Raw genomic sequence first — 20,633 nt, 5'->3', positions numbered from 1 at the left:
CCTAACGGTGCGAAGTGAACTCCACCACCTGCTGGAAGGTCGGACGGTTCTGCCAGCTGATGTTGTAGTGCTTGATGCCTCCCAGGGTGCGCTGCACGATCGAGTCGGCGCACCACTGGTCGCCCGCCGAGCACAGGTCGTCGCCGGGGTAGACCTGGGCCGCGGTCCTTCCGGCCGCGGTCTTCAGGGTGCTGATCAGGATGTCCCGGCAGGCGCTGAGGCTGCCGCCGCCGCAGTACTTGTCCGCCAGCGGACCCCGCACGCTCTCACCGAGCACCGCGCGGACGTCCTTGTCGACGTAGCTCCACCAGCCGTACTGGAAGGAGCTGCCCGCGTGCGCCCCGGTGGGTCCGTGCGCGGCCGAAGGGGACTCGTCGACGGGCAGGTTGGCCTGGAAGGCGGTGTACAGGCCGGTGCCGAGGCCCGGTTCGAAGATGCCCTGGGTCAGCAGCGGCCACCACGCGTCCAGGATGCGGACCGCGTCGGCGTCGGCGTACTTCTTCGAACCCGCCGAGGTCTCGGTGCGCTTGCCGCCGGCCGTGAGCCACGCCTGGAGCTTGCTCACCGCGGCCGCGGCCGTGGAGTCGGTGACCGTCGAGCTGTTGATCACCTTGAGCAGGTCCGGGAGGACGTCCTCCGCGCGCAGGTCGGCGAGAGACGCGTCCGCCATGGCCTTCACCAGCGAGGCCCGAGTGACCCCGCCCGCGGCGACCAGCTTCTTCACGCGGTCTTCCAGCAGGTTGCCGCGGTGCACGGACCCGTCGCCCCAGGACGCGGTCGCGTAGTCGAGCGCCTGTTTGTTGTTCCAGGAGACGTAGTAGTCCTGGTCGATCGAGTTGGGGTGCGCGGAGGCCGGCGTGTAGTCGGCGGTGTTCGTCGTCGGGTTCCAGTTCTTCCACTCGTACGCCGCCTGCGCCCACACCGGGAACTCGGCGTCGACGCCGGACGCGCGCACCGGGTTGTTCCCGCTGTTGTAGTACGCGGTGTGCGTGGAGTCGGCGTAGAACCAGTTGAAGGTGTAGTTGATGTGCTGCACCGCGCTCTGGAAGGTCTGCGGGCTCTTGACGTAGTCCGGGTCGTTCAGCATCTGGAAGCCGATGATCGAGTCGGCCTCGTGCAGATAGGAGGAGCGCAGGGTGGTGTAGGCGACCTTCTTGCCGCCGACGGTCGCCCGGTATTCGACAGGACCGTATTTCGTGCGCCAGACCCTCATGGTGTACGACCCCGCGGCGGTGCCGTCGGCCGTGGTCGGGGCCCAGGCGTTCTTCTGCTCGATCTTCTCCATGGCCGTGCAGGTGCCGTGGTAGAGGTAGTGGTAGTCGTCCTGGCACAGTTCGACGGCGTAGGTGTCGATGATGTCCTGGCCGGAGGTCGTGGCGGACCACGAGTAGTCCTGGCCGCGGCCGAGTTCCACGTACATGCTCAGTCCCGCGAAGGAGGCGCCGCGGGCGCTGATGCCGGGGCCCTGGATCTCCTGGAGCATGAGGAGCTGGGGTGCGAAGTAGCCGGTCTGCGGTCCGAAGACGGCGACCGGGTGGCCGCTGGCCGTGTACTTGCCGCTGACGACAAGGGCGTTGGACATGCCGCGCTTGGCCGAGCTGGGGGCGTTCGCGGTCGCCGTGGCGGAGGCCGCGCTCGCGCTCTGGTCGGCGCCGGTGCCCGTGGGGTCGTAGACCAGTGGTTCGGTGCTCACCGAGCCGGCGTCGGGCAGCGCCACGCCCTGCGCGCTCGCGGGCTTGGCGGCGTACGGGAAGCTCTCGCCGTTGTGGACGGTGAGGACGGCCTCGGGGTCGTTGCGCTCGCGGAAGGACTCCCAGACCTCGGTGCCCTTCGTCACGCCGTACCGCTGCTGGGCGGCCAGCAGGGAGATCGCGTTGTTGACCTCGCCGCCGCCCCCGGAGCCGAACAGGGAGCCGATGACGGAGGCCAGCGCCACCAGGTCGGTGATCTTGAAGTGGTCGATGGTGCCGGCGTTGGTGACGGAGTCCTTGTGGCCGGTCAGGACGTACTCGCCGGGGAAGTAGCGGCCGCTGTCGGAGGCGTCGATGTAGGAGTTGATGCCGGCGAGGTAGGCGTTGGCGTCGGCGAGGGCCTGCTGGCCGCGGGCGCCGTTGGTCGCGACCGCGTTGTCGATCTGCGCCTGGAGGTCGGCCTCGCTGTAGGGGGCGTTGCGCCAGAACTGCTGTTCCAGGCCCTGGTTGGAGGCGGCGCCGCCCGCGAAGGCGGTGAGCTGGCCGCGACCGACGTGCCGGAAGACGTCCATGAGCCACAGCCGGTCCTGGGCCGCCGCATAGCCGGCGCCGAACTCGGTGCCGTATCTGGTGGTACCGGTGATGTGCGGCACGCCCGTCTTCTTGTCACGGACGATCGTCACGTCGGTGCGGCCCGCGGGACTCAGGGTGGAGGCGACTTGATCGGACGGGACCCCGAACGACGCGTCGTTGAAGAACGTGTTGATCGTGGAGTTGGTGAGCGCCGAGTAGCCCTTGGCCAGGTTGGCGTAGGGGCCGAGCTGGTCCTCGGCGTGGTCGGGCTGGGTTCCGAAAGCCTGGTTGAGGAGGACTTGGGCGAGGGTCGCGTTGCCGTTCTCGCCGGGCGGCAGGATGTCGGAACACTGGCCGCCGCAGTAGTCGTTCGCCGCCGTGGCGTCGGCGGCCGACGCCGTCTGGGCGAGCGGGGACAAAAGACCGGCAATCAGGACGCATATGGATGCGGTCTTCAGGAACCCGGTGAGTCTGCCGGGAGTTCTCAGTCTGTCGAGTGCGGTGCGTGAGGTGCGCCGTGGCATGGCAGCTCCAACCGACGGGGGGTGTGGCCGGACGTTACCGCCGGTATCCCCGAGATTGAAGATGAACATGCGTCAAGTTTTGACAGGGGTTCTCGAGCTTATGGGGGGCATCGGAAATCGGATGGAGCCAAATCGCTTGTCGATACGTCTATTCGGCAACGTCGTGCGAAGTCCGCACGGCGACAACGCCGAAGTGACCGAAGTACAGGTGCAGGTGTGACGGAGGTGCAGGGCGATGGCCGGTTTCCGGAGTCTGGCGAGACAGGTGCGAGACCCGCGGTGCGATCTGGCGCTTCGGCGCTACTCGCTGCGCAAGTGCCTTGAGCGGTTCGCTCCTTACGGGCACAGGGCGACCTGGGACCACTTGTGCTCCCGGGCGGGATTCGGTCCCGAGGACCGCTCCCCCGACCCAGCGCGGCTCGTGGCCGCACTGGAGGAGTTGGAGGAGGCGCGTTCGGTCTGGCTGGCCTACGAGGTCGAGTTCGCCGAGCGGCGCAAGAAGGAGAAGCACGACGGGTTGCGCAGGCCGGGCAGTGTGGACGACTGGCACCGGCTGACCTGGGGCGGTTTCGGAGTCGCATGGTGCGACGATCCCCGGGTGCACCCCGATGACTCACTGGCCGAGGTGCTGCGCAGGCTGATCTCGGCGCTGGAGCGCGAACCGGGCGCGGTGTGCCCGGTGTGCGACGGAGAGCGGCTCGTCTGGAAGTACGAACTCGACCACGAGCCCTCGACCGGACCGGTCTGCACGGACTGCGGGATCCTGGTGCCGCGGCCCGTGCTCACACCCGACGCCCTGGCGGACGCCAGGCGCGGACGGTTGCTGATGTCGGCCTGAGCGTGTGAGCGCACCGGGGGTGCGCCGGGGATGCCGCACCCCCTGTTTTGACGGGCTTGAACCGTCGGTGCCGCCTGGCACCATCGAGGAATGGTGCAGGTGTGTCTCAACGGCCCGCGCGGGGCCGCCGACGGAACGGCGGTGCCGCTCACGCCCGAGTCCATGGCGCAGGCGGCGGCCGAGGCCGTCGCGGCGGGCGCCACGGACATCCATGTCCACCCCAAGACACCTTGTGGGCGGGACAGTCTGTCGCCGCGGGTGGTCGCGGCGACGCTTGAGGCGATCCGTGCGCGGGTGTCGGTCCCGGTCGGAGTGACCACCGGCGCCTGGGCGGAACCGGACCTCGCGGCCCGGCTCGCCCGTGTCCGGGGCTGGACCGTGCTGCCCGACCACGCCTCGGTGAACTGGCACGAGCCGGGTGCCGAGGAGATCGCCGCCGCGCTGATCGACCTCGGTGTCGGCGTGGAGGCCGGTATCTGGTCGGGAACGGACGGGGCGGCGAGGTTCGCGGTGTCACCGCTCGGCCCGAAGGTGCTGCGGGTCCTCGCGGAGGTGACGGACACACAGGCGGCGGAGACCTCCGCGCGCACACTCCTCGCCCAGCTGGGTCCGGCGCACGCCCGCCCCGTGCTGCTGCACGGCGAGGACGCGGGCGCCTGGCCGGTGCTGCGGCTGGCCGGCCGCCTGGGCCTGGCGACGAGGGTCGGCCTGGAGGACACACTGGCTTTGCCGGACGGTCAACGAGCCGTGTCCAACGCGCAGTTGGTGACCGAGGGGCTGGTCCAGTACGGGTGGGCGCAGCGCTTGTCGTAGGGCAGGCCGAGGAGGCCCGCTGCCCGTACGACGGCTCAGCAGCGCTTGTCCGTCGTCTCCCGCCGTTCCGGCTCCCGGCGCCCGTTCTTCCGTCGGCCCCCGCTCTGCTCCACCAGCAGTCGTGACCCCGTCAGCCGGTCGCCGAACACGTCGTCCGGGTTGGAGAGCACACATGTGTCGAGGGAGAGGCAGCCGCAGCCGATGCAGTCGGTGAGGTGGTCGCGGAGGCGGTTCAACTGCTTGATGCGTTCGTCGAGTTCGGAGCGCCAGGCCTCGGACAGGCGGGCCCAGTCCTCGCGGGTGGGGGTGCGCTCCTCGGGGAGTTCGGAGAGGGCCCCGCGGATCGTGGCCAGCGGGATGCCGACGCGTTGGGCGGCCCGGACGAACGCGACCCGGCGCAGCGCGTCACGGGAGTAGCGGCGCTGGTTGCCCGTGGTGCGGCGGCTGCGGATCAGGCCCTTGGACTCGTAGAAGTGCAGGGCGGAGACGGCGGCACCGCTGCGGGCGGCGAGCTGGCCGACCGTGAGTTCATGGATCTTCTCGGGAATCTGGGGCACCCCTCGAAGCCTACCCATGCCGTCACCCTCGCGGTCCGTTGACAGGGGGTTCTCGGCCGACCATGCTAAGCAGTCGCTTAGATATCATGTGGCGAGGAGGCCGGGACATGGCAGAGCCGAGGATCTTCACGGGCGCGGACGACCTGAAGGAGGCGGTGGGCGAGCAGTTGGGGTACACCGACTGGCTGGAGGTCGACCAGAAGCGCATCGATCTGTTCGCGGAGGCCACCGGCGACCACCAGTGGATCCATGTCGACCCGGAGAAGGCCGCCGCGGGACCCTTCGGCACCACGATCGCGCACGGCTATCTCACCCTCTCCCTGCTGCCGCTGTTCGGACCGCAGCTGATCAAGGTCGAGGGCGTGAAGATGGGCGTCAACTACGGGACGAACAAGGTGCGTTTCCCCGCACCGGTACCCGTGGGCTCCCGCCTGCGCGCCACCGCGCAGATCACCGGCGTCGACGACGTGGCGGGCGGTGTCCAGGTCACCGTCGCCTTCAGCGTGGAGCGCGAGGGCGGCGACAAGCCGGTGTGCGTCGCGGAGTCGGTGTCCCGGTACTACCTGTAGGCGGCTACTTGGTCGCGCCCACCATCCGCAGTACGAGGTCGGCGTCGAGCGCGCCGACCTCGTCGGGCGTCCAGGGGCCGTCGACGTTGAACCAGCGGGCCACGTCGATGCAGAGCGACATGACGGCGAGGGTGGTGCCCCTCACGTCGAGCACGTCGAACTCGCCGGAGGCCACGCCGTCCTCGATGATCCCGCGGATCTCGGCGTCGCACTGTCGGCGCAGCGCGAGGATCTCGGCGCGGGCGTCGGGGCCCAGCGAGTCCAGTTCGTACTGGACGACCCGGGCGGTGGTGCGGCCGCCGGCGTGCCAGCGGACGAAGGAGCTCACGGCGTCCGTGAGCCGCTCGGTGGCGGTGCCTTCGCGGCGGGCCGCGACCTGGAGGATCTCCAGTGCCTTCGCGTGGCCGATCCTGCTGATGCGGTGGAGCAGCTCTTCCTTGGTCTTGTAGTGGATGTAGAGCGCGGCGGGGCTCATACCGGCCCGGCCCGCGATGTCGCGGGTCGTGGTGGCGTGATAGCCGCGCTCGGCGAACGCCTCCACCGCGGCAATGAGCAGCCGCCGCGCCGCGTCGGGCGTGACCTCGCCCCACGCCGACGTCTCGCCGCCGGCCGTCTCCTCCGCCGTAGTCATCGCACGCCCCTCTCCACTGTCAGAACCCCCACCATACCGCCGAACCTGAGCGAGCGCTTAGCCACCCTGCGCTGCGCGGGCTTGAGCGCGGGGGTGCGGGGCGTGCTTGAGCAGTGGGGCGCGGGGCGTGGGCCGGAGCAGCGGGGGTGCGGGGCGGGCGAACGGCGGGGCACAGGGCATGAGCCGGAGCAGCAAGGGTTGGTGCGCGGAACCCGGACGGGGGGGTGCCCGGCACCCGGACGGGGGGTGCCCGGCGGGCCGGAACAGCGGAACGCAAGGCGCGAGCCGGAACAGCAAGGGCTGGTGCGCGGAACCGGGACATGGGGGTGCCGGGCGGGCCGGAACAGCAGGACGCACGCCGCAGGCCGCGAGCCGGAACAGCAGCGGTTGGTGCACGGAACCCGGACGGGGGCGTGCGGGGCGGGCCGGAACAGCAGGCCACAGGCCGCAAGCCGGAACAGCAGCGGTTGGTGCACGGAACCCGGACAGGGCGTGCGGGGCGAGCCGGAACAGCGGGACGCAAGCCGCAAGCCGGAACAGCAAGGGCTGGTGCGCGGAACCCGGACATGGGGGTGCCCGACGGGCCGGAACAGCAGGCCGCAGGCCGCGAGCCGGAACAGCAGCGGTTGGTGCACGGAACCGGGACAGGGCGTGCGGGGCGGGCCGGAACAGCAGGCCGCAGGCCGCGAGCCGGAACAGCAGCGGTTGGTGCACGGAACCCGGACGGGGGCGTGCGGGGCGGGCCGGAACAGCAGGCCACAGGCCGCAAGCCGGAACAGCAAGGGCTGGTGCGCGGAACCCGGACATGGGGGTGCCCGACGGGCCGGAACAGCAGGCCACAGGCCGCAAGCCGGAACAGCAGCGGTTGGTGCACGGAACCCGGACAGGGCGTGCGGGGCGGGCCGGAACAGCGGGACGCAAGCCGCAAGCCGGAACAGCGAAGTGTGGGCCGCAGCTCCACCGGACGGGGGCAGCGGGGAGAGCCGCTCGACGTGCGGGCACAGTCGAGGCCGCTCGAGGCGGGTGCGGTCGGGGCGTTCGACGCCGCCTGCGCCGAGACCTCGTAAAGCCCCCGCCCCGCACCCCCGCTGCCGCGGTCCACGCGCTGCGTCCGGCCAAGCCGGCCGGGGTCGGAGCTTCGCGAAGCCGACCCCGGGCCAGGCGCCCTCAGAGCAGGCCGCTGTCCGACCACTCAAAACCGACCCCAGGCCTGACCCCCGCGAAGCCAACCCCGGACCAGCCCCCCCACAGCCCAACCATCACCCGGCCACTCGAAGCCAACCCCCAGGTCAAACCCCCTCCCGGCCCGCCCCCGTCACAGCTTCTCGAAGGGGTCGTGTTCGGCGAGCAGTTTCTCCAGACGGGCCTGGTCGACTCGGCTGACGATCTGGCCGGCCTCCTGGCGGTCGCGGATCACCTTGGCCAGGGTGAAGGCCGAGGTGACGAGGTACAGGACGGCGATCGCGAGGAAGCCACGCACCCAGGCGTCGGCGTTCAGGCGGAAGATGCCGACGGCCGTGGCGGCCATGGCCACGGCGAAGGAGGCGACGGCCTGGCCGTAGAAGGCGGCCGTGTTCTGCTGCTTGACCGGTGTGTCACTCATGGCCAGAGTCTCGGCCCTCCGTGACCCCGGCCACATCCGCTCAGGTACTCAGACGGTACTCAGAACGCCGAGACCCCCGTCAACGCCCGTCCGATCACCAGCTTCTGGATCTGACTCGTGCCCTCGTACAGCGTCATCACGCGGGCGTCGCGCAGCAGTTTGCCCGCCGGGTACTCGTCGATGTAGCCGTAGCCCCCGAAGACCTGGAGGGCGTTGTTCGCGGCACGTACGGCGGCTTCCGAAGCGAAGAGCTTGGCCTTGGAGGACTCGACGGCGAAGGGCAGCCCACGGTCTATCAGGTCGGCCACCCGCCAGGTCAGCAGCCGGGCCGCGTCCACGTCCACGGCGATGTCACTGATCAGCTCCTGGACGAGCTGGTGCCCGGCGATCGGCTTGCCGAACTGCTCGCGTTCACCGGCGTACCGGACGGCCGCGTCCAGCGCGGCCTGGGCGATCCCCACACAGCCCGCCGCCACCGACATCCGCCCCTTGGCCAGCGCGGACATGGCGACGGAGAACCCCTTGCCCTCCTCACCGACCATCGCGGAGGCGGGCACCCGCACGCCCTCGAGGACCAGTTCGGCGGTGGCCTGTCCCCGCAGGCCGAGCTTGCCGTGGAGGGTGCGGCGGGTCAGACCGGGCGTGTCGGTGGGCACGAGGAAGGCGGAGACGCCCTTGTGGCCCGGAGCGTCGGTCGACCGGGCGAAGAGCAGCACCACGTCGGCCCACGTCCCGTTCGTGATGAACATCTTGGTGCCGTCGATGACGTAGTCGTCACCGTCCCGCACCGCGCGCGTGGCGAGGTTTCCCGCGTCGGACCCGGTACCGGGCTCGGTGAGGCCGAAGCAACCGACGTACTCGCCGGAGGTGAGCCCCGGCAGCCACCGCCGCTTGTGCTCCTCGCTCCCCCAGGCGGCGATCGTCTTGGCCACCAGCCCCAGCGAGACGGAGACGATGCCACGCACGGACGAATCACCGCGCCCGAGTTCCTCGGTGACCAGGCAGTACGCGAGATGGTCCCCGCCCGAGCCGCCGTACTCCTCGTCGATCGTCAGCCCCAGGAACCCGACCTCGCCGAGCTTCTTGACGATGGCCCGGTCGACCTCCTCGGCGCGATCCCAGGCGATGACGTGGGGGGTGATCTCACGGTCCACGAACTCCCGCGCCAGCCGCCGGACGGCGGCCTGCTCCTCACTCAACCCCAGGTCGACCACGAGATCACCTCACTTGAGAACCGCACCTTTAAATTAGCACTGCTAGTTTCTGTTCCGCAGCCCTACTATGTGCGCCATGGCCCGACCGCGCAAGCCCCTCCTCAGCACCGACCGGATCGTCGAGACGGCCCGCGCGCTCGTGGACACGGAAGGCCTCGCGGCACTGTCCACGCGCCGGCTGGCGGCGGAACTCGGCGTCAGCGGCCCCTCGCTCTACAACCACTTCCGTACCAAGGACGAGATCCTGGAGGCGGTCGCCGACTCGGTGAGCGCCCAGGTCGACCTGTCGATGTTCGAGGACGGCCGTGCGTGGCGGACGGCGTTGCACGACTGGGCCGTCTCCTACCGCACCGCGCTGCGCGACCACCCCAACATCGTCCCGGTCCTGGCCCGGGGCCCCGGCCGCCGCCCCGCGGGCCTCCGGCTCGCCGACGCGGTCTACGGCGCGATGGTCGACGGGGGCTGGCCCCCGGCGCAGGCCACGTCCATCGGCGCGCTGATGCGGTACTTCATCATGGGCTCGGCGCTCGGCTCCTTCGCGGGCGGATTCGTCGACGACAAGAGCGCCTACGACCCCGCGGACTACCCCCACCTCGGCCAGGCGCACCTTCTCGCCGAGCAGCAGGAGAAGATCGACGAGCGGGCCTTCGAGACGGGGCTCAGGGCTCTGCTGGACGGCCTTGCCCAGCAGTACGAGCAGGTCGGACCCACCGCGTAGGCATATTTCGGTGGGCGCCGAAGTATCTCTCGGTGATGCTGGACCACATGACCAAGGACCCGCAGGCACCTCAGTTGGCGAGGCTCGCCGCACTGATCGCCGACGAGACCCGGGCGGCCTGCCTCCTGGCCCTCCTCGACGGCCGGGCCTGGACCGCGGGCGAGCTGGCCCGCCACGCGGGTGTGGCCGCGTCCACCCTGAGTGAACACCTGGGCAAGCTGGTCGCGGGCGGGCTGCTGACGGAGGAGCGGCAGGGGCGCCACCGGTATGTGCGGCTGACCGACGCGAGGGTGGCCCACCTGGTGGAGGACCTGGCGGCACAGGTCTCCCCGGACGCCGTCCCACGCCCGCGCAACCTGCGGGAGTCGAGCGCGGGCTCGGCGATGGCCCGGGGACGTACGTGCTACGACCACTTGGCAGGGCGGCTGGGCATCGCGGTGACGGACGCGCTGACGTCCCGTCAACTGCTGTGCCAGGACTCGGGTTTCGCCCTCACGGACGCGGGTCTGGCGTGGTTCGAGGCCACGGGCATCCCTCTCGACCGCAAGGGCCGGCGCCCTCTGGCCCGTGCCTGTCTGGACTGGACGGAACGACGCCCGCACCTGGCAGGGGTCGCGGGCGCGGCCCTGTGCCGGCACGCCCTGGCCGAGGGCTGGTGCGTACGCATCGGCTCGGAGCGAGCGGTCAAGGTGACAGCGACAGGAGAACGGGCGCTGACCGACCTCCTGGGAATCGACACGGAGACGCTGCGCTGAGGCCTTCAGGGGCAACCCGTCCGAAATCCGCGAGCTTTTGCACCCTCCCCTTCCTCACCTCAGGAGCATGATGAACGACCGCCGCACCGAACTCCTCGCAGCCGGCGCAGCCACCGTCACCGTCGTCCTGTGGGCCTCCGCCTTCGTCTCCATACGCAGCGCGGGCGCCGCCTACTCCCCCGGCGCCCTGGCCCTCGGCCGGCTCCTCTCCGGCGCAGTCGCTCTGGGCGTGATCTGCCTGATACGCCGGGAAGGACTCCCCCCACGCTCCGCCTGGCGCGGCATCGCCGTCTCCGGCGTCCTGTGGTTCGGCTTCTACATGGTCGTCCTGAACTGGGGCGAGCAGCAGGTGGACGCGGGCACCGCGGCCCTGGTCGTGAACATCGGCCCCATCCTGATCGCCCTGCTCGGCGCCCGGCTGCTCGGGGACGCGATGCCGCCCCGCCTGCTGGCCGGAATGGCGGTCTCCTTCGCCGGCGCGGTCACCGTGGGCCTGTCGATGGCGGACGACGGCGGTTCCTCGGTGCTCGGCGTGATCCTGTGCCTGCTCGCGGCGATCGCCTACGCCGGCGGAGTCGTCGCGCAGAAGCCGGCACTGGGCTCCGCGACCCCGCTGCAGGTGACGACGTTCGGCTGCTTCACCGGCGCCGTCGTCTGCCTCCCGTTCGCCGGCCAACTGGTGTCGGAGGCGGCCGACGCCCCGGCCTCGGCGACCCTCAACATGGTCTACCTGGGCGTGTTCCCGACCGCTCTGGCCTTCACCACCTGGGCCTACGCGCTCGCCCGTACGACCGCCAGCCGCATGGGCGCCACCACCTACGCAGTGCCCGCCCTGGTCGTCCTGATGTCCTGGCTGGCCCTCGGGGAGGTGCCGGGTCTGCTCACGCTCGCGGGCGGGACGCTGTGCCTCGCAGGCGTGGCGGTGTCCCGCTCCCGAGCGCGACGGACGGCCCCGGCCCCGGTGACGGTGCCGGAGCCGCAGCCCGAGAACGCCTCAGACCCCGCGTGAACGCGCCCTGCCCGCAAGCACCTTGATGCAGAGCAGCGCGACCACCGAGAGCCCGATGATGTACCCGGACACCGCCATCGACGTGCCCGTGGTCTCCAGCAGCAGCACCATCAGGAAGGGCGCGAGCCCACCGCCGAACACGGCGGCGATCTGGTAGCCGAGGGAGGCGCCGGTGTACCGCATCTCCGGCGTGAACAGCTCCGCGAACAGGGCGGCTTGAGGGCCGTACATGATGCTGAGGAAGCAACCGGCGACGAAGGTGGACACCGCCAGCCACAGCAGCGACCCGGTGTCGATGAGCAGGAACATCGGTATCGCCCACAGGGCGATGCCGACCGCGCCGAGGCCGTAGATCCGGATCCGGCCGAGGCGGTCGGAGAGCGCGGCGGCGGCCGGGATCAGCACCAGCTGGGTGAGACTGATGCAGAGCGAGACGGTGAGAACGGCACTGCGCTGCATGCCGAGTTCGCGGGTGGTGTAGTCGAGGACCCCGGTGATCATGATGTAGAAGGTCGCGGTGTTCACGGCGAAGGAGCCGCCCGCGAGCAGCACCGTGCCGAGGTGGTGGCGCAGGATCGTACGCAGCGGGGAGTTCTGCGCGCTCTTCTCCTGTGCGGCCAACTCCTGTTCCGCCTGCCGGAATTCGGGCGTTTCCTCGACCTTGGCGTGGATGTACCAGGCGAGCGCGAGGACGAACAGCCCGATGAGGAACGGGACCCGCCAGCCCCAGGCCGCGAACCCGGCGTCCGTGGTGAACGCCCCGGCCAGCAGGAACACCGTGTTGGCGGTCACCACGCCGATGGGGACGCCGAGTTGGACGACGCTGCCGTAGAGTCCGCGCTTGCCCTCGGGGGCGTACTCGGTGGCCAGCAGCATCGCGCCGCCCCACTGCGCGCCGACCGCGACACCCTGGACGACACGGAGGAGGACGAGCAGGATCGGGGCGGCGACGCCGATCGTGTCGTACGTCGGCAGCAGGCCGATCCCCGTGGTGGCGACGCCCATGAGGGTGAGGGCGAGGACCAGCATCGGCTTGCGGCCGCGCTTGTCGCCGAGGTGGCCGGCGACGATGCCGCCGATCGGGCGGGCGAGGAAGCCGACGGCGAAGGTGGCGAAGGCGGCGAGGACGCCGGCGGTGGAGCTGCCCGCCGGGAAGTACAGATCGCCGAGAACGAGGGCGGCGGCGATGCCGAAGACGAAGTAGTCGTACCACTCGACGGCGGAGGCCAGGGCGGCCGCGGTGGCGACGCGACGGCGGTGGGGAGTCGCCGGCGCTGCTACGGAAGTGGGGTGAGCGGAAGAGGCCGTGTCCATGCGGTGCACACTCCGGTGGGTGCTGGGGACGTTGGCGGCTGAACATACTGACCGGACGGTATGGGGTCAACGGTTGTGCGGGAAGGTTGCCCGGAGCACCCGAGGCGGGGTCCGGGCAACCGTCGATCAGAACACCACCAGCGCCCGGCCGCCCTTGCCCGCCAGCATGTTGTCGAACGCCGCCGGAATCCCGTCCAGCGCGATCCGTTCCGTCACCAGGGCGCCGAGGTCCAGACGGCCCGCCCGGACGTGCTCGGCGAGCACCGGGAGGTCCTCGGCCGGGTTCGAGTTGCCGTAGACACAGCCGGCGAGGGTGCGACCCCAGTGGAAGAGCTCCAGGGCGTTGAAGGTGACCTGCTGGTCCTTGCCGCCGATGCCGACGACCGTCGTACGGCCGCCGCGGCGGGTGGAGTCCCAGGCGGTGCGGATGGTGGTCGCGCGGCCCACGCACTCCACGGCGACGTCGACGCCCTGCTTGCCGGTGAGGCCCCTGATCTCGCGGGCGGTGGTGTCGGAGGCGATCACATAGTCGGTGGCGCCGGCCGCCCGTGCCAACTCCTCCTTCTCCGGGGAGACATCGACCGCGACGATCCGTGAGGCGCCCGCGATCCGGGCCGCCTGGAGCGCGGCCAGGCCCACTCCCCCGACTCCGTACACCGCGACCGTCTCGCCCTCCCGGACCCGCGCCGAGTGGTGGACGGCGCCGTAGCCGGTGAGGACCGCGCAGCCCAGCAGGGCCGCGTCGGTGAGCGGGATGCCCTCGGGGAGGGGCAGGAGGCAGGACTCGGAGACGACCGTCTCCTCGGCGAAGGCGGCGACGTTCAGGCCGGGGTGGAGATCGGTGCCGTCCGCGGTGTGGGCGTAGACGTCGGCGGCACCGTTCAGCGCGTTGGCGCACAGCCAGACTTCGCCGAGCGTGCAGGCATGGCAACTTCCGCAGGAGGGAGCCCAGTTGAGGACGACTCCGGAACCGGGCGCCACGCCGGTGACCCCCTCACCCACGGCGACGACCGTGCCCGCGCCCTCGTGGCCGAGGACGGCCGGGACGGGGACGCGCATGGTGCCGTTGGACAGGGACAGGTCGGAGTGGCAGACCCCGGCGGCGGCGAGCCGGACACGGACCTGACCGGGGCCGGGGTCCGGCAGGTCGATGTCGGTGACCTCCAGGGGAGCGCCCACGGCGGGAAGAACGGCGGCACGAACCACGGGAAGGCTCCTCAGAACTGGAGGGACTTGGTCTGGAGGTACTCGGCGAGACCGTGCGAGCCGAGTTCGCGGCCCACCCCGGACTGCTTGTAACCGCCGAAGGGGGCAAGGGGGTTGAAGCGGCCGCCGTTGATGTCGATCTGGCCGGTGTCCATCCGCCGGGCGAAGGCCACCGCCTCCGACTCGTCGCCGGCCCAGACGGCGCCCGCGAGGCCGTAGACCGTGCCGTTGGCGATGCGCAGGGCGTCCTCCTCGTCCTCGTAGCGCAGGACGGACAGGACCGGGCCGAAGATCTCCTCCTGCGCGATCGTCATGTCGGGGGTGACGTCGGCGAAGACGGTCGGGCTGACGAAGTAGCCCTGTTCGCGCGGGGATTCAGGGCCGCCGGCGACCAGTCGGGCGCCCTCGGCCACGCCCTTCTCGATGTAACCGCGCACCCGTGCCTGCTGCTTGGCGCTGACGACGGGACCGATGCGCTCGCCGTACTTCGCGGCGGCCGCGGCGGCGAGTTCGACGGCCTCGTCGTACTGCTCGGTGTGCACCAGCATCCGGGTCCAGGCACTGCAGGTCTGGCCGGAGTTGGACATCACGTTGGCGACACCCACGTTGACCGCCTTGGCGAGGTCGGCGCTCGGCAGGATGACGTTGGCGGACTTGCCGCCGAGTTCCAGGGCGACCTTCTTCAGGGCGGCGCCGGCGGTCGCGCCGATCTGCCGTCCGACCGCGGTGGAGCCGGTGAAGGAGACCAGGTCCACGTCCGGGTGCTCGGTGAGGGCCTGCCCCGCGACCGGGCCGAGTCCGGTGACCAGGTTGAAGACGCCGGCCGGGACCCCGGCCTCGTGGACCGCCTCGGCGAAGAGCTGGGCGACCAGCGGGGTGTCCTCGGCGGGCTTGAGCACGACCGTGCAGCCCGCGGCGAGGGCCGGGGCGACCTTGGCGACGATCTGGTGGAGCGGGTAGTTCCAGGGCGTGATCGCGCCGACCACGCCGATCGGCTCCTGGTGGACGGTGGAGTTGCCGACCTTCTCCTCGAAGGGGTGCGTGGCCGCGAGTTCCGCGTAGGAGGCGGCGACCGCGACGGGGACGGCGGCGTGGACGTTCTGCGAGAACTTCAGGGGCGAGCCGAGCTCGGCGGTGACGGTCTCGGCGATCTCGTCCTTGCGGGCGGCCAGGACGTCCCGGAGAGCGGCCAGCCGTGCGGCCCGCTCGGCGGGTGGGGTCGCGGCCCAGGCCGGGAAGGCGGCGCGGGCGGCCCGTACGGCGAGGTCGACGTCCTCGGCGGTGCCGGCCGGTACCCGGCCGACGACCTTTTCGTCGGCCGGGTTCACGACCTCGATCAGGTCCGGGCCGGTGGCCGGACGCCACTCGCCGTCGATGTACATGCCGTCGTGCGCCTTCATGGTGCGTCCTCCCGGGCTGGGCCGTGCGTGGTGTCGTCCGGCCTCATAAACTAGCGGCGATAGTTTTTTCGCGCCAGAGCGGGACCGGACCGTCCAGGGACATCAGAAGTCGGCACGGGCCCGGTCGTCCACCCGCGAGCAGGATCAGCTCGTACGACCGCTCCGTCTCGGTCCTCCCGCTCGGGTGGCGCCGGCGAGGAGCGCGCTGCTCCTGGTGAGGCGCACGTTCATGCATCCCTGCCTAGCGGGACACCACCCCCGGGCCCGGCTGCCGCGCCCTCGGTTCACTCCACCGGGTCGAAGGCGTGCCGGGAAGGACGGTCTGGAGGGCGGTGCGGGGAATCGACGCCGGCCGGGGCCGGGGCGGACGGAGGCGGTGCGGCGAATCCACCGCGGTCAGAGTCGGGGGGACGGAGACAGTGCGGCGGACCGACCGCGGACACGGCAGGGGCGGACGGAGGCAGCGCGGCGGTGCGACCGCGGACAAGGCAGGGGCGGACGGGGGCAGCGCGGCGGTGCGACGCGCCGGCGCCGGGGGCGGTAGCCGGGGGCCGGAGCCACGGCGGGCCCCACACCGAACCGCACTCCCCCCACCCGGACCCACCCGCCCACGTACGGTCGCAGGCACCGCGGCGGACCGACCGCCCCCAGCGCCGAAGCGAACGAAGGCAGCGCGGCGGAGCAACGGCGGTCAGCGCCGGGGGCCGTAGCCGGGCGCCAGAGCCACGGCGGGCCCAACGCCCCTCACCCGCCCACGTACGGTCGCAGACGCCGCGCCGAAGCGAACGAAGGCGGCGCGGTGGAGCGACGGTGGGCCCGACGTCGAGACGTCCCCCACCCGGCCCCTCACTCGTCCAGGTCCGGCAGGTGGTCCGGGGACGGGCAGATGCGTTCTCCGTGCTGGTCGAAGACGAAGAGGTGGGAGATGTCGACGAGGAGGGGGACCTGCATGCCGCGGCGGAGGTCGAGGTCCGGGGTGGTGCGGACGACGAGGTCGCCGGGGAGGCGGGCGTCGGACGGGGCGGGCTCGGGGCCCGGGTCCGGCGGGTCCTCCAGGACCACCACCGGGCCCGCCCGCAGGGAGCCCGCGCGATCCCGCAGACGCTCCAGGACCGTGCCGTCGCGGCGGCGGCGCCGGGTGGGCCGTGGAGCGGGTCGCGGGGCCTCCAGGTCGGGGACGAGGGCGGGGCGGGAGCCGGTGTTGAAGTGGACGAGGACCTCGTGGCCCTGGAACTCCACGTGCTCCACCAGGCCGGTGATCGGCATCTCACCCGGACGCGCGGAGCTCCGTTGGGCGATGCGGATCGCCTCCGACCGCAGGCCCACGATCACCTCGCGGCCCTGCTGGACGCGGAGCAACTGGTGGTCCAGGGAGAGGGGTTCGGGCAGCCGCAGGTACTGCTTGCCGAGGCTGATGGTCATCGCGCCGTCCAGCGGGGCCCGGACCAGGCCGCGCAGCAGGTTGATGCGCGGGGTGCCGATGAAGGCGGCGACGAAGACGTTGCGCGGCAGCGCGTAGACCGAGCGCGGGGTGCCGACCTGCTGGAGCACTCCGCCGCGCAGCACGGCGACCCGGTCGCCGAGCGACATGGCCTCGGCCTGGTCGTGCGTGACGTAGACCGTGGTGACACCCAACTCCCGAGTGAGTCCGGCTATTTCGGCGCGCAGGTGGTTGCGGAGCTTGGCGTCCAGGTTGGACAGCGGCTCGTCCATCAGGAAGGCGGAGGGGTGGCGGGAGATGGCCCGGCCCATCGCCACCCGCTGGCGTTCGCCGCCGGAGAGCTGGCCGGGGTAACGGTCGAGGAGGTCCTCGATGCCCAGCATGCGGGCGGTGGCGTCCACGCGTGCGCGGGGATCCTCGTCGGGGGCCTCGATGCGCAGCGGGAAGCCGATGTTCCCCCGGCTGGTCATGTTGGGGTAGAGGGCGAAGTTCTGGAACACCATCGCCATCCGCCGCTCGGCGGGCAGCAGGTCGTTGGCGTACTCGCCGTCGAGTCGGAGCTCGCCCTCGGTGATCTCCTCCAGACCGGCGATCATCCTGAGCACGGTGGATTTTCCGCAGCCGGAGGGGCCGAGCAGGACGAGGAACTCGCCGGGCGCGATGTCCAGCGAGAGCCGGTCCACCACCCGGATTCCTCGCGTGTAGGTCTTGCTCACGTCGTGCAAGGAGATGGCGCGTGTCATGACGGTGCCCCCGAGGGCTGAATCAGGCGCTGGTGCTCCGCGGTCGAGAGGCCCCGGGCGGGTCGTACGGGGCTGTGAGTCACGGAAGTTAACGGAATGCGCCCGGTCGGGGGAAGAGACTGGGCGGTATCAGGCGCTCCAGTCCAGCCAGTGAGAAAACGGACGGCCGGATTCAGCGGGCCGTCGCGCTCTTCGTCGGCCGCGGCTCACGGGTCCCGGTGAGGTGGGCGAACACGACGACGTTGCTGGTGTAGCCCGTCCGCCACTTGAAGAGTCCACCGCAGGTGATCACGCGGAGCTCCGGGCGCCGGGCCGGGCCGTAGACCTCCTTGTCGGGGAAGCCCTCCTTGTCGAAGACCTTCACCCGGTCCACGGTGTAGACGGCGGTACGGCCGTCCGCGCGCCTCGCCTCGATCACTTTGCCGGGCTTCACCTGGGCGAGCGCGGCGAAGACGGCGGGGCCGCTCCGGGTGTCACGGTGGCCTACGGCGATCGCCGTGCCGGTCTCGCCGGGCGTGGGGCCGCCCTGGTACCAGCCCACGAGTTTCGGTTTGTCCACCGGCGGTGTCGCCAACTCCCGTCCCTTGATGAGCCCGAGGCCCGTGATGGGGGCGTCGATGCCCAGGGACGGGATGCGGAAGGACGTCGGCCGGGACCGGGGCAGCGGGCGGAGCGCGGGCGTACGGGTGGGCGTGCGACGGGCGGAGGAGCCCGGCCCACGGGTCACCTCGGCGTCCGGCCCACGGGTCACCTCGGCGTCCGGCCCACGGGTCACCTCGGCGTCCGGCCCACCGGTCACCTCGGCGTCCGGCCCACCGGTCATCTCGGGGTCCTGCCCACGGGTCACCTCGGCGTCCGGGCCGGCGGCCGCCACGGTGTCCTGGCCGTCGGGTCCGTACGGCGCGGTCGAGTTGTGATCACCCGCGCACCGGACCCCCACCGTCACCAGGACGACCGTGAGCATTGCCGTCCTGGTGAGGCGGTAGGCGCGGGTCCGGTACCAGGGCCTGCGTCTGCGCCTACGCGGCGCCATTGGGCCGACGGCGGTTCAGCCGGAAGTACGCGACACCGCCGACCGCCACCAGGCCGACGGCCCCCGCGGCGGTCACCGGCGCGAACGCGGCCGCGGTGTCGACGAGACCGCCACCGCCCGCGTGCACACCGCCCTTCGGCCCGTTGGGGTCGTTCTTGCCCCAGCCCGCGCCCTCGTTCTGCCGGTCCTCGATCTGGTCACCCGCCCGGCGCTCCCCACCCTGCCTGCCGTCGTGGCAGTTGACGCGGAAGACCTTCTCCTTGGGGACGCCCACCACGATCCAGGTGATCTTGTACTGCCCGTCCGCCATCCCCAGCGGGTCGGTGTGCCCGGCGCCCCCCGCGAGCTGGATGGCGCCGGTGACGGTGGCGGCGCTGGGCAGCGGAGGCTGGGGCGTGATGGTGTAGGCGATGGTGGGGAGGATGTCGAAGTTGACGGCATCCAGGTAGAACTTGCAGACCTTGGGATCATCCTTCGAGACGCCGAAAGGCACGCCCACGCGGTGGATCCTGATGTCGCCGTTCTCGCCCACGGCGGACGCGGTCGGCGCCGCCACCCAGGACGCGCCGGCCGCGGCGAGGGCGGTGAGGACGACGGTGGCGCCCGCGCGGACGCGGAAGGTACGTGGGAGTGTGGGGGTGGGCATGCGCGCTCCTCCGATTCGGACGATTTACATACAAATCGCTCTTTCGGCAGAACTCTCCTTTATGCGCGCAGCGGTGGGGTGCATCGACGCCCGGCGCGCCGTCAGATATCACTCGTGCGGCGCAATCCCGGGCGTTTCGGCCGCTTTCCAGCGTCCGGCCCGGGCGTTTCGGGTGGCCCCGGTGACCGCAGGGCCACTCCCGCCGACAGCAGCAGCAACGTCCCGAGCATCACGAACGGCGCCGCCGTGCCCACGACCCCCGCGACCAGCCCCGCGGTGGCCGGTGCGGCGACCTGCCCGAGGCGGTTGCCGGTCAGCCGCAGAGCGAGCGCCGTGGAGCGGGCGCCGTCGGGTGCGGCCTGGACGACCGTCGTCATGGACAGCGGCTGTCCGACGCCGAGGCAGAAGCCGAGCACGGCGAGCATGACGGCCAGTGCCCACACCGGGACCGGCAGCGCGATGCCCGCGCACAGCAGGGCCGCCAGCAGACACGTCACGGTCAGGAGCAACGCGCGCCCCAGCAGCCGTAGCAGAGGAGTCAGCACCAGACGGCAGGCGATGGTGGCGGCCGCGCGCAGGCTCAGCAACAGGCCGATCACCGAGGGGGCGATGCCCCGGTGTTCACCGACCACGGGAAGGTACGCGGTGAGGATGTCCGTGGCGGACAGCACGGACAGGCTCACGAAGATGCCCCCGGGCACGCCCCGGGACCGCAGGATGTGCCCGACGGGAACCCGGTCGCCTTGTCCGGTACGGGACTTGGCCGCCGTGTCACGGTGCTCGATGCGCCACAACGACGTGCACGCGACCGCCGCTCCGGCGCCCGCGACGAGCAGCGCCAGCGCACTCGTGCCCGCCATGTCGGAGCCGCCGATCAGCGCGCCCGCCGCGATCGGGCCGACCAGCTGGCCGAGAGAGGCGCCGATGGTGAAGTGGCCGAAGTTGCGGTCCTGTTCGTGCGGGGCGGACTGGCGGGCGACGAGGGACTGGGCGCCGATGACGAAGCAGAGGTGGCCGAGGCCCATCACCCCGCTCCAGACCGCCATCGCCCAGAGCGAGTCGGCCAGGCCGCTGAGCGCGCAGCCGCCGGAGATCAGGACCACACCGACGGGCAGCAGCGGCGCACACCGCCCGTGATCCGTACGGCGGCCCAGCGGGACCGCCGCGAACAGCGGGAGCAGCGCGTACACACCGGCGATGACACCGACCGCCCGTTCGTCCGCGCCCAGCGCGAGGGCCCGGTAGGAGACGGCGGGCCGGGCCATCGACACCGCCCCCTGCGCGAAGCTGAAGGCGATGACGAGGCGGAGCAGCCAGCCGCGGTTCCCACCGGGCGCCATGGTTCAAGTCCTCCG

Annotated in this window: 18 protein-coding genes; 6 read left to right on the top strand and 12 right to left on the bottom strand. The window is 71.5% G+C overall.

Features of this window, described 5'->3' with window-relative positions; translation table 11 throughout:
* Position 1 precedes the first annotated feature (1 nt).
* The gene (locus AQJ46_RS25105; protein WP_059207778.1) at positions 2-2,788 is read right to left on the bottom strand and encodes a penicillin acylase family protein; all 2,787 of its coding nucleotides are present in this window, start codon (positions 2,786-2,788) and stop codon (positions 2-4) included.
* A 235-nt stretch (positions 2,789-3,023) separates the two neighbouring features.
* Here AQJ46_RS25105 and AQJ46_RS25100 point away from each other — a divergent pair, with 235 nt between their 5' ends.
* Both AQJ46_RS25100 and AQJ46_RS25095 read left to right on the top strand, forming a co-directional pair.
* Entirely contained in the window at positions 3,024-3,626 is a 603-nt protein-coding gene (locus tag AQJ46_RS25100) for a hypothetical protein (protein ID WP_057614408.1), read from the top strand.
* Between the two features lie 90 nt (positions 3,627-3,716).
* Positions 3,717-4,439 carry a 3-keto-5-aminohexanoate cleavage protein gene (locus tag AQJ46_RS25095; protein ID WP_059207777.1) on the top strand — a complete coding sequence of 241 codons (723 nt, stop codon included), beginning with the start codon at positions 3,717-3,719 and terminating at the stop codon, positions 4,437-4,439.
* Between the two features lie 35 nt (positions 4,440-4,474).
* Here the strand turns inward: AQJ46_RS25095 and soxR are convergent, their stop codons facing one another.
* A complete protein-coding gene (gene soxR, locus AQJ46_RS25090; protein ID WP_059207776.1) occupies positions 4,475-4,996 on the bottom strand; it encodes a redox-sensitive transcriptional activator SoxR in 522 nt (173 codons plus the stop codon).
* A gap of 107 nt (positions 4,997-5,103) precedes the next feature.
* Between soxR and AQJ46_RS25085 the strand changes: the two genes are divergently transcribed.
* A complete protein-coding gene (locus AQJ46_RS25085) occupies positions 5,104-5,565 on the top strand; it encodes a MaoC family dehydratase (RefSeq protein WP_059207775.1) in 462 nt (153 codons plus the stop codon).
* Positions 5,566-5,569: 4 nt separating this feature from the next.
* Here AQJ46_RS25085 and AQJ46_RS25080 read toward each other — a convergent pair whose 3' ends face one another.
* The 3 genes from AQJ46_RS25080 to AQJ46_RS25070 all read right to left on the bottom strand — a co-directional run bounded on the left by AQJ46_RS25080 (position 5,570) and on the right by AQJ46_RS25070 (position 9,013).
* Positions 5,570-6,196 (bottom strand): TetR/AcrR family transcriptional regulator, encoded by a 627-nt coding sequence (locus AQJ46_RS25080; RefSeq protein ID WP_057614412.1) that lies wholly within the window; start codon positions 6,194-6,196, stop codon positions 5,570-5,572.
* Positions 6,197-7,511: 1,315 nt separating this feature from the next.
* Positions 7,512-7,799: a YiaA/YiaB family inner membrane protein gene (locus AQJ46_RS25075; RefSeq protein ID WP_020117785.1), complete on the bottom strand. Its 288-nt coding sequence runs from the start codon at positions 7,797-7,799 to the stop codon at positions 7,512-7,514.
* 59 nt (positions 7,800-7,858) lie between these two features.
* Positions 7,859-9,013 carry an acyl-CoA dehydrogenase family protein gene (locus AQJ46_RS25070; RefSeq protein WP_059207774.1) on the bottom strand — a complete coding sequence of 385 codons (1,155 nt, stop codon included), beginning with the start codon at positions 9,011-9,013 and terminating at the stop codon, positions 7,859-7,861.
* A gap of 76 nt (positions 9,014-9,089) precedes the next feature.
* Between AQJ46_RS25070 and AQJ46_RS25065 the strand changes: the two genes are divergently transcribed.
* The 3 genes from AQJ46_RS25065 (at position 9,090) to AQJ46_RS25055 (ending at position 11,495) form a co-directional block, all read left to right on the top strand.
* Positions 9,090-9,731, top strand: coding sequence for a TetR/AcrR family transcriptional regulator (locus AQJ46_RS25065; protein WP_059207773.1), 642 nt, complete (start codon positions 9,090-9,092; stop codon positions 9,729-9,731).
* Positions 9,732-9,766: 35 nt separating this feature from the next.
* Positions 9,767-10,486 (top strand): ArsR/SmtB family transcription factor, encoded by a 720-nt coding sequence (locus tag AQJ46_RS25060; RefSeq protein WP_059207772.1) that lies wholly within the window; start codon positions 9,767-9,769, stop codon positions 10,484-10,486.
* 70 nt (positions 10,487-10,556) lie between these two features.
* Positions 10,557-11,495, top strand: a complete 939-nt coding sequence (locus tag AQJ46_RS25055; RefSeq protein ID WP_059207771.1) for a DMT family transporter — start codon at positions 10,557-10,559, stop codon at positions 11,493-11,495.
* Here the strand turns inward: AQJ46_RS25055 and AQJ46_RS25050 are convergent.
* The 7 genes from AQJ46_RS25050 to AQJ46_RS25020 form a co-directional block, all read right to left on the bottom strand.
* A complete protein-coding gene (locus tag AQJ46_RS25050) occupies positions 11,481-12,809 on the bottom strand; it encodes an MFS transporter (protein WP_059207770.1) in 1,329 nt (442 codons plus the stop codon). The two genes, AQJ46_RS25055 and AQJ46_RS25050, sit on opposite strands and share 15 nt — an antisense overlap.
* Positions 12,810-12,935: 126 nt before the next feature.
* Positions 12,936-14,015 carry a Zn-dependent alcohol dehydrogenase gene (locus AQJ46_RS25045; protein ID WP_059207769.1) on the bottom strand — a complete coding sequence of 360 codons (1,080 nt, stop codon included), beginning with the start codon at positions 14,013-14,015 and terminating at the stop codon, positions 12,936-12,938.
* Between the two features lie 11 nt (positions 14,016-14,026).
* A complete protein-coding gene (locus tag AQJ46_RS25040) occupies positions 14,027-15,415 on the bottom strand; it encodes an aldehyde dehydrogenase family protein (RefSeq protein WP_059207768.1) in 1,389 nt (462 codons plus the stop codon).
* An 846-nt stretch (positions 15,416-16,261) separates the two neighbouring features.
* Positions 16,262-17,599, bottom strand: a complete 1,338-nt coding sequence (locus AQJ46_RS25035; RefSeq protein ID WP_059207767.1) for an ABC transporter ATP-binding protein — start codon at positions 17,597-17,599, stop codon at positions 16,262-16,264.
* A 172-nt stretch (positions 17,600-17,771) separates the two neighbouring features.
* Entirely contained in the window at positions 17,772-18,632 is an 861-nt protein-coding gene (locus AQJ46_RS25030; RefSeq protein WP_059207766.1) for a class F sortase, read from the bottom strand.
* On the bottom strand, positions 18,619-19,278 hold the full coding sequence (locus tag AQJ46_RS25025; protein WP_059207765.1) for a hypothetical protein: 660 nt from the start codon (positions 19,276-19,278) through the stop codon (positions 18,619-18,621). Before AQJ46_RS25025 ends, AQJ46_RS25030 begins: the two co-directional genes overlap by 14 nt.
* A gap of 101 nt (positions 19,279-19,379) precedes the next feature.
* The gene (locus AQJ46_RS25020) at positions 19,380-20,618 is read right to left on the bottom strand and encodes an MFS transporter (RefSeq protein ID WP_059207764.1); all 1,239 of its coding nucleotides are present in this window, start codon (positions 20,616-20,618) and stop codon (positions 19,380-19,382) included.
* Positions 20,619-20,633 lie beyond the last annotated feature (15 nt).

The organism is Streptomyces canus (genome assembly GCF_001514145.1).
GTDB classification, from domain to species: Bacteria; Actinomycetota; Actinomycetes; order Streptomycetales; family Streptomycetaceae; genus Streptomyces; species Streptomyces canus.
This window is presented reverse-complemented; position numbering and strand designations above follow the sequence as displayed.

What these genes read in the sequence shown, in the direction of transcription:
- AQJ46_RS25035 (WP_059207767.1), bottom strand. Translation starts at nt 17,599, where the DNA reads ATGACACGCGCCATCTCCTTGCACGACGTGAGCAAGACCTACACGCGA.
- AQJ46_RS25050 (WP_059207770.1), bottom strand. Translation starts at nt 12,809, where the DNA reads ATGGACACGGCCTCTTCCGCTCACCCCACTTCCGTAGCAGCGCCGGCG.
- AQJ46_RS25095 (WP_059207777.1), top strand. Translation starts at nt 3,717, where the DNA reads ATGGTGCAGGTGTGTCTCAACGGCCCGCGCGGGGCCGCCGACGGAACG.
- AQJ46_RS25065 (WP_059207773.1), top strand. Translation starts at nt 9,090, where the DNA reads ATGGCCCGACCGCGCAAGCCCCTCCTCAGCACCGACCGGATCGTCGAG.
- AQJ46_RS25020 (WP_059207764.1), bottom strand. Translation starts at nt 20,618, where the DNA reads ATGGCGCCCGGTGGGAACCGCGGCTGGCTGCTCCGCCTCGTCATCGCC.
- AQJ46_RS25100 (WP_057614408.1), top strand. Translation starts at nt 3,024, where the DNA reads ATGGCCGGTTTCCGGAGTCTGGCGAGACAGGTGCGAGACCCGCGGTGC.
- AQJ46_RS25040 (WP_059207768.1), bottom strand. Translation starts at nt 15,415, where the DNA reads ATGAAGGCGCACGACGGCATGTACATCGACGGCGAGTGGCGTCCGGCC.
- AQJ46_RS25060 (WP_059207772.1), top strand. Translation starts at nt 9,767, where the DNA reads ATGCTGGACCACATGACCAAGGACCCGCAGGCACCTCAGTTGGCGAGG.
- AQJ46_RS25030 (WP_059207766.1), bottom strand. Translation starts at nt 18,632, where the DNA reads ATGGCGCCGCGTAGGCGCAGACGCAGGCCCTGGTACCGGACCCGCGCC.
- AQJ46_RS25080 (WP_057614412.1), bottom strand. Translation starts at nt 6,196, where the DNA reads ATGACTACGGCGGAGGAGACGGCCGGCGGCGAGACGTCGGCGTGGGGC.
- AQJ46_RS25085 (WP_059207775.1), top strand. Translation starts at nt 5,104, where the DNA reads ATGGCAGAGCCGAGGATCTTCACGGGCGCGGACGACCTGAAGGAGGCG.
- AQJ46_RS25105 (WP_059207778.1), bottom strand. Translation starts at nt 2,788, where the DNA reads ATGCCACGGCGCACCTCACGCACCGCACTCGACAGACTGAGAACTCCC.
- AQJ46_RS25075 (WP_020117785.1), bottom strand. Translation starts at nt 7,799, where the DNA reads ATGAGTGACACACCGGTCAAGCAGCAGAACACGGCCGCCTTCTACGGC.
- AQJ46_RS25055 (WP_059207771.1), top strand. Translation starts at nt 10,557, where the DNA reads ATGAACGACCGCCGCACCGAACTCCTCGCAGCCGGCGCAGCCACCGTC.
- AQJ46_RS25025 (WP_059207765.1), bottom strand. Translation starts at nt 19,278, where the DNA reads ATGCCCACCCCCACACTCCCACGTACCTTCCGCGTCCGCGCGGGCGCC.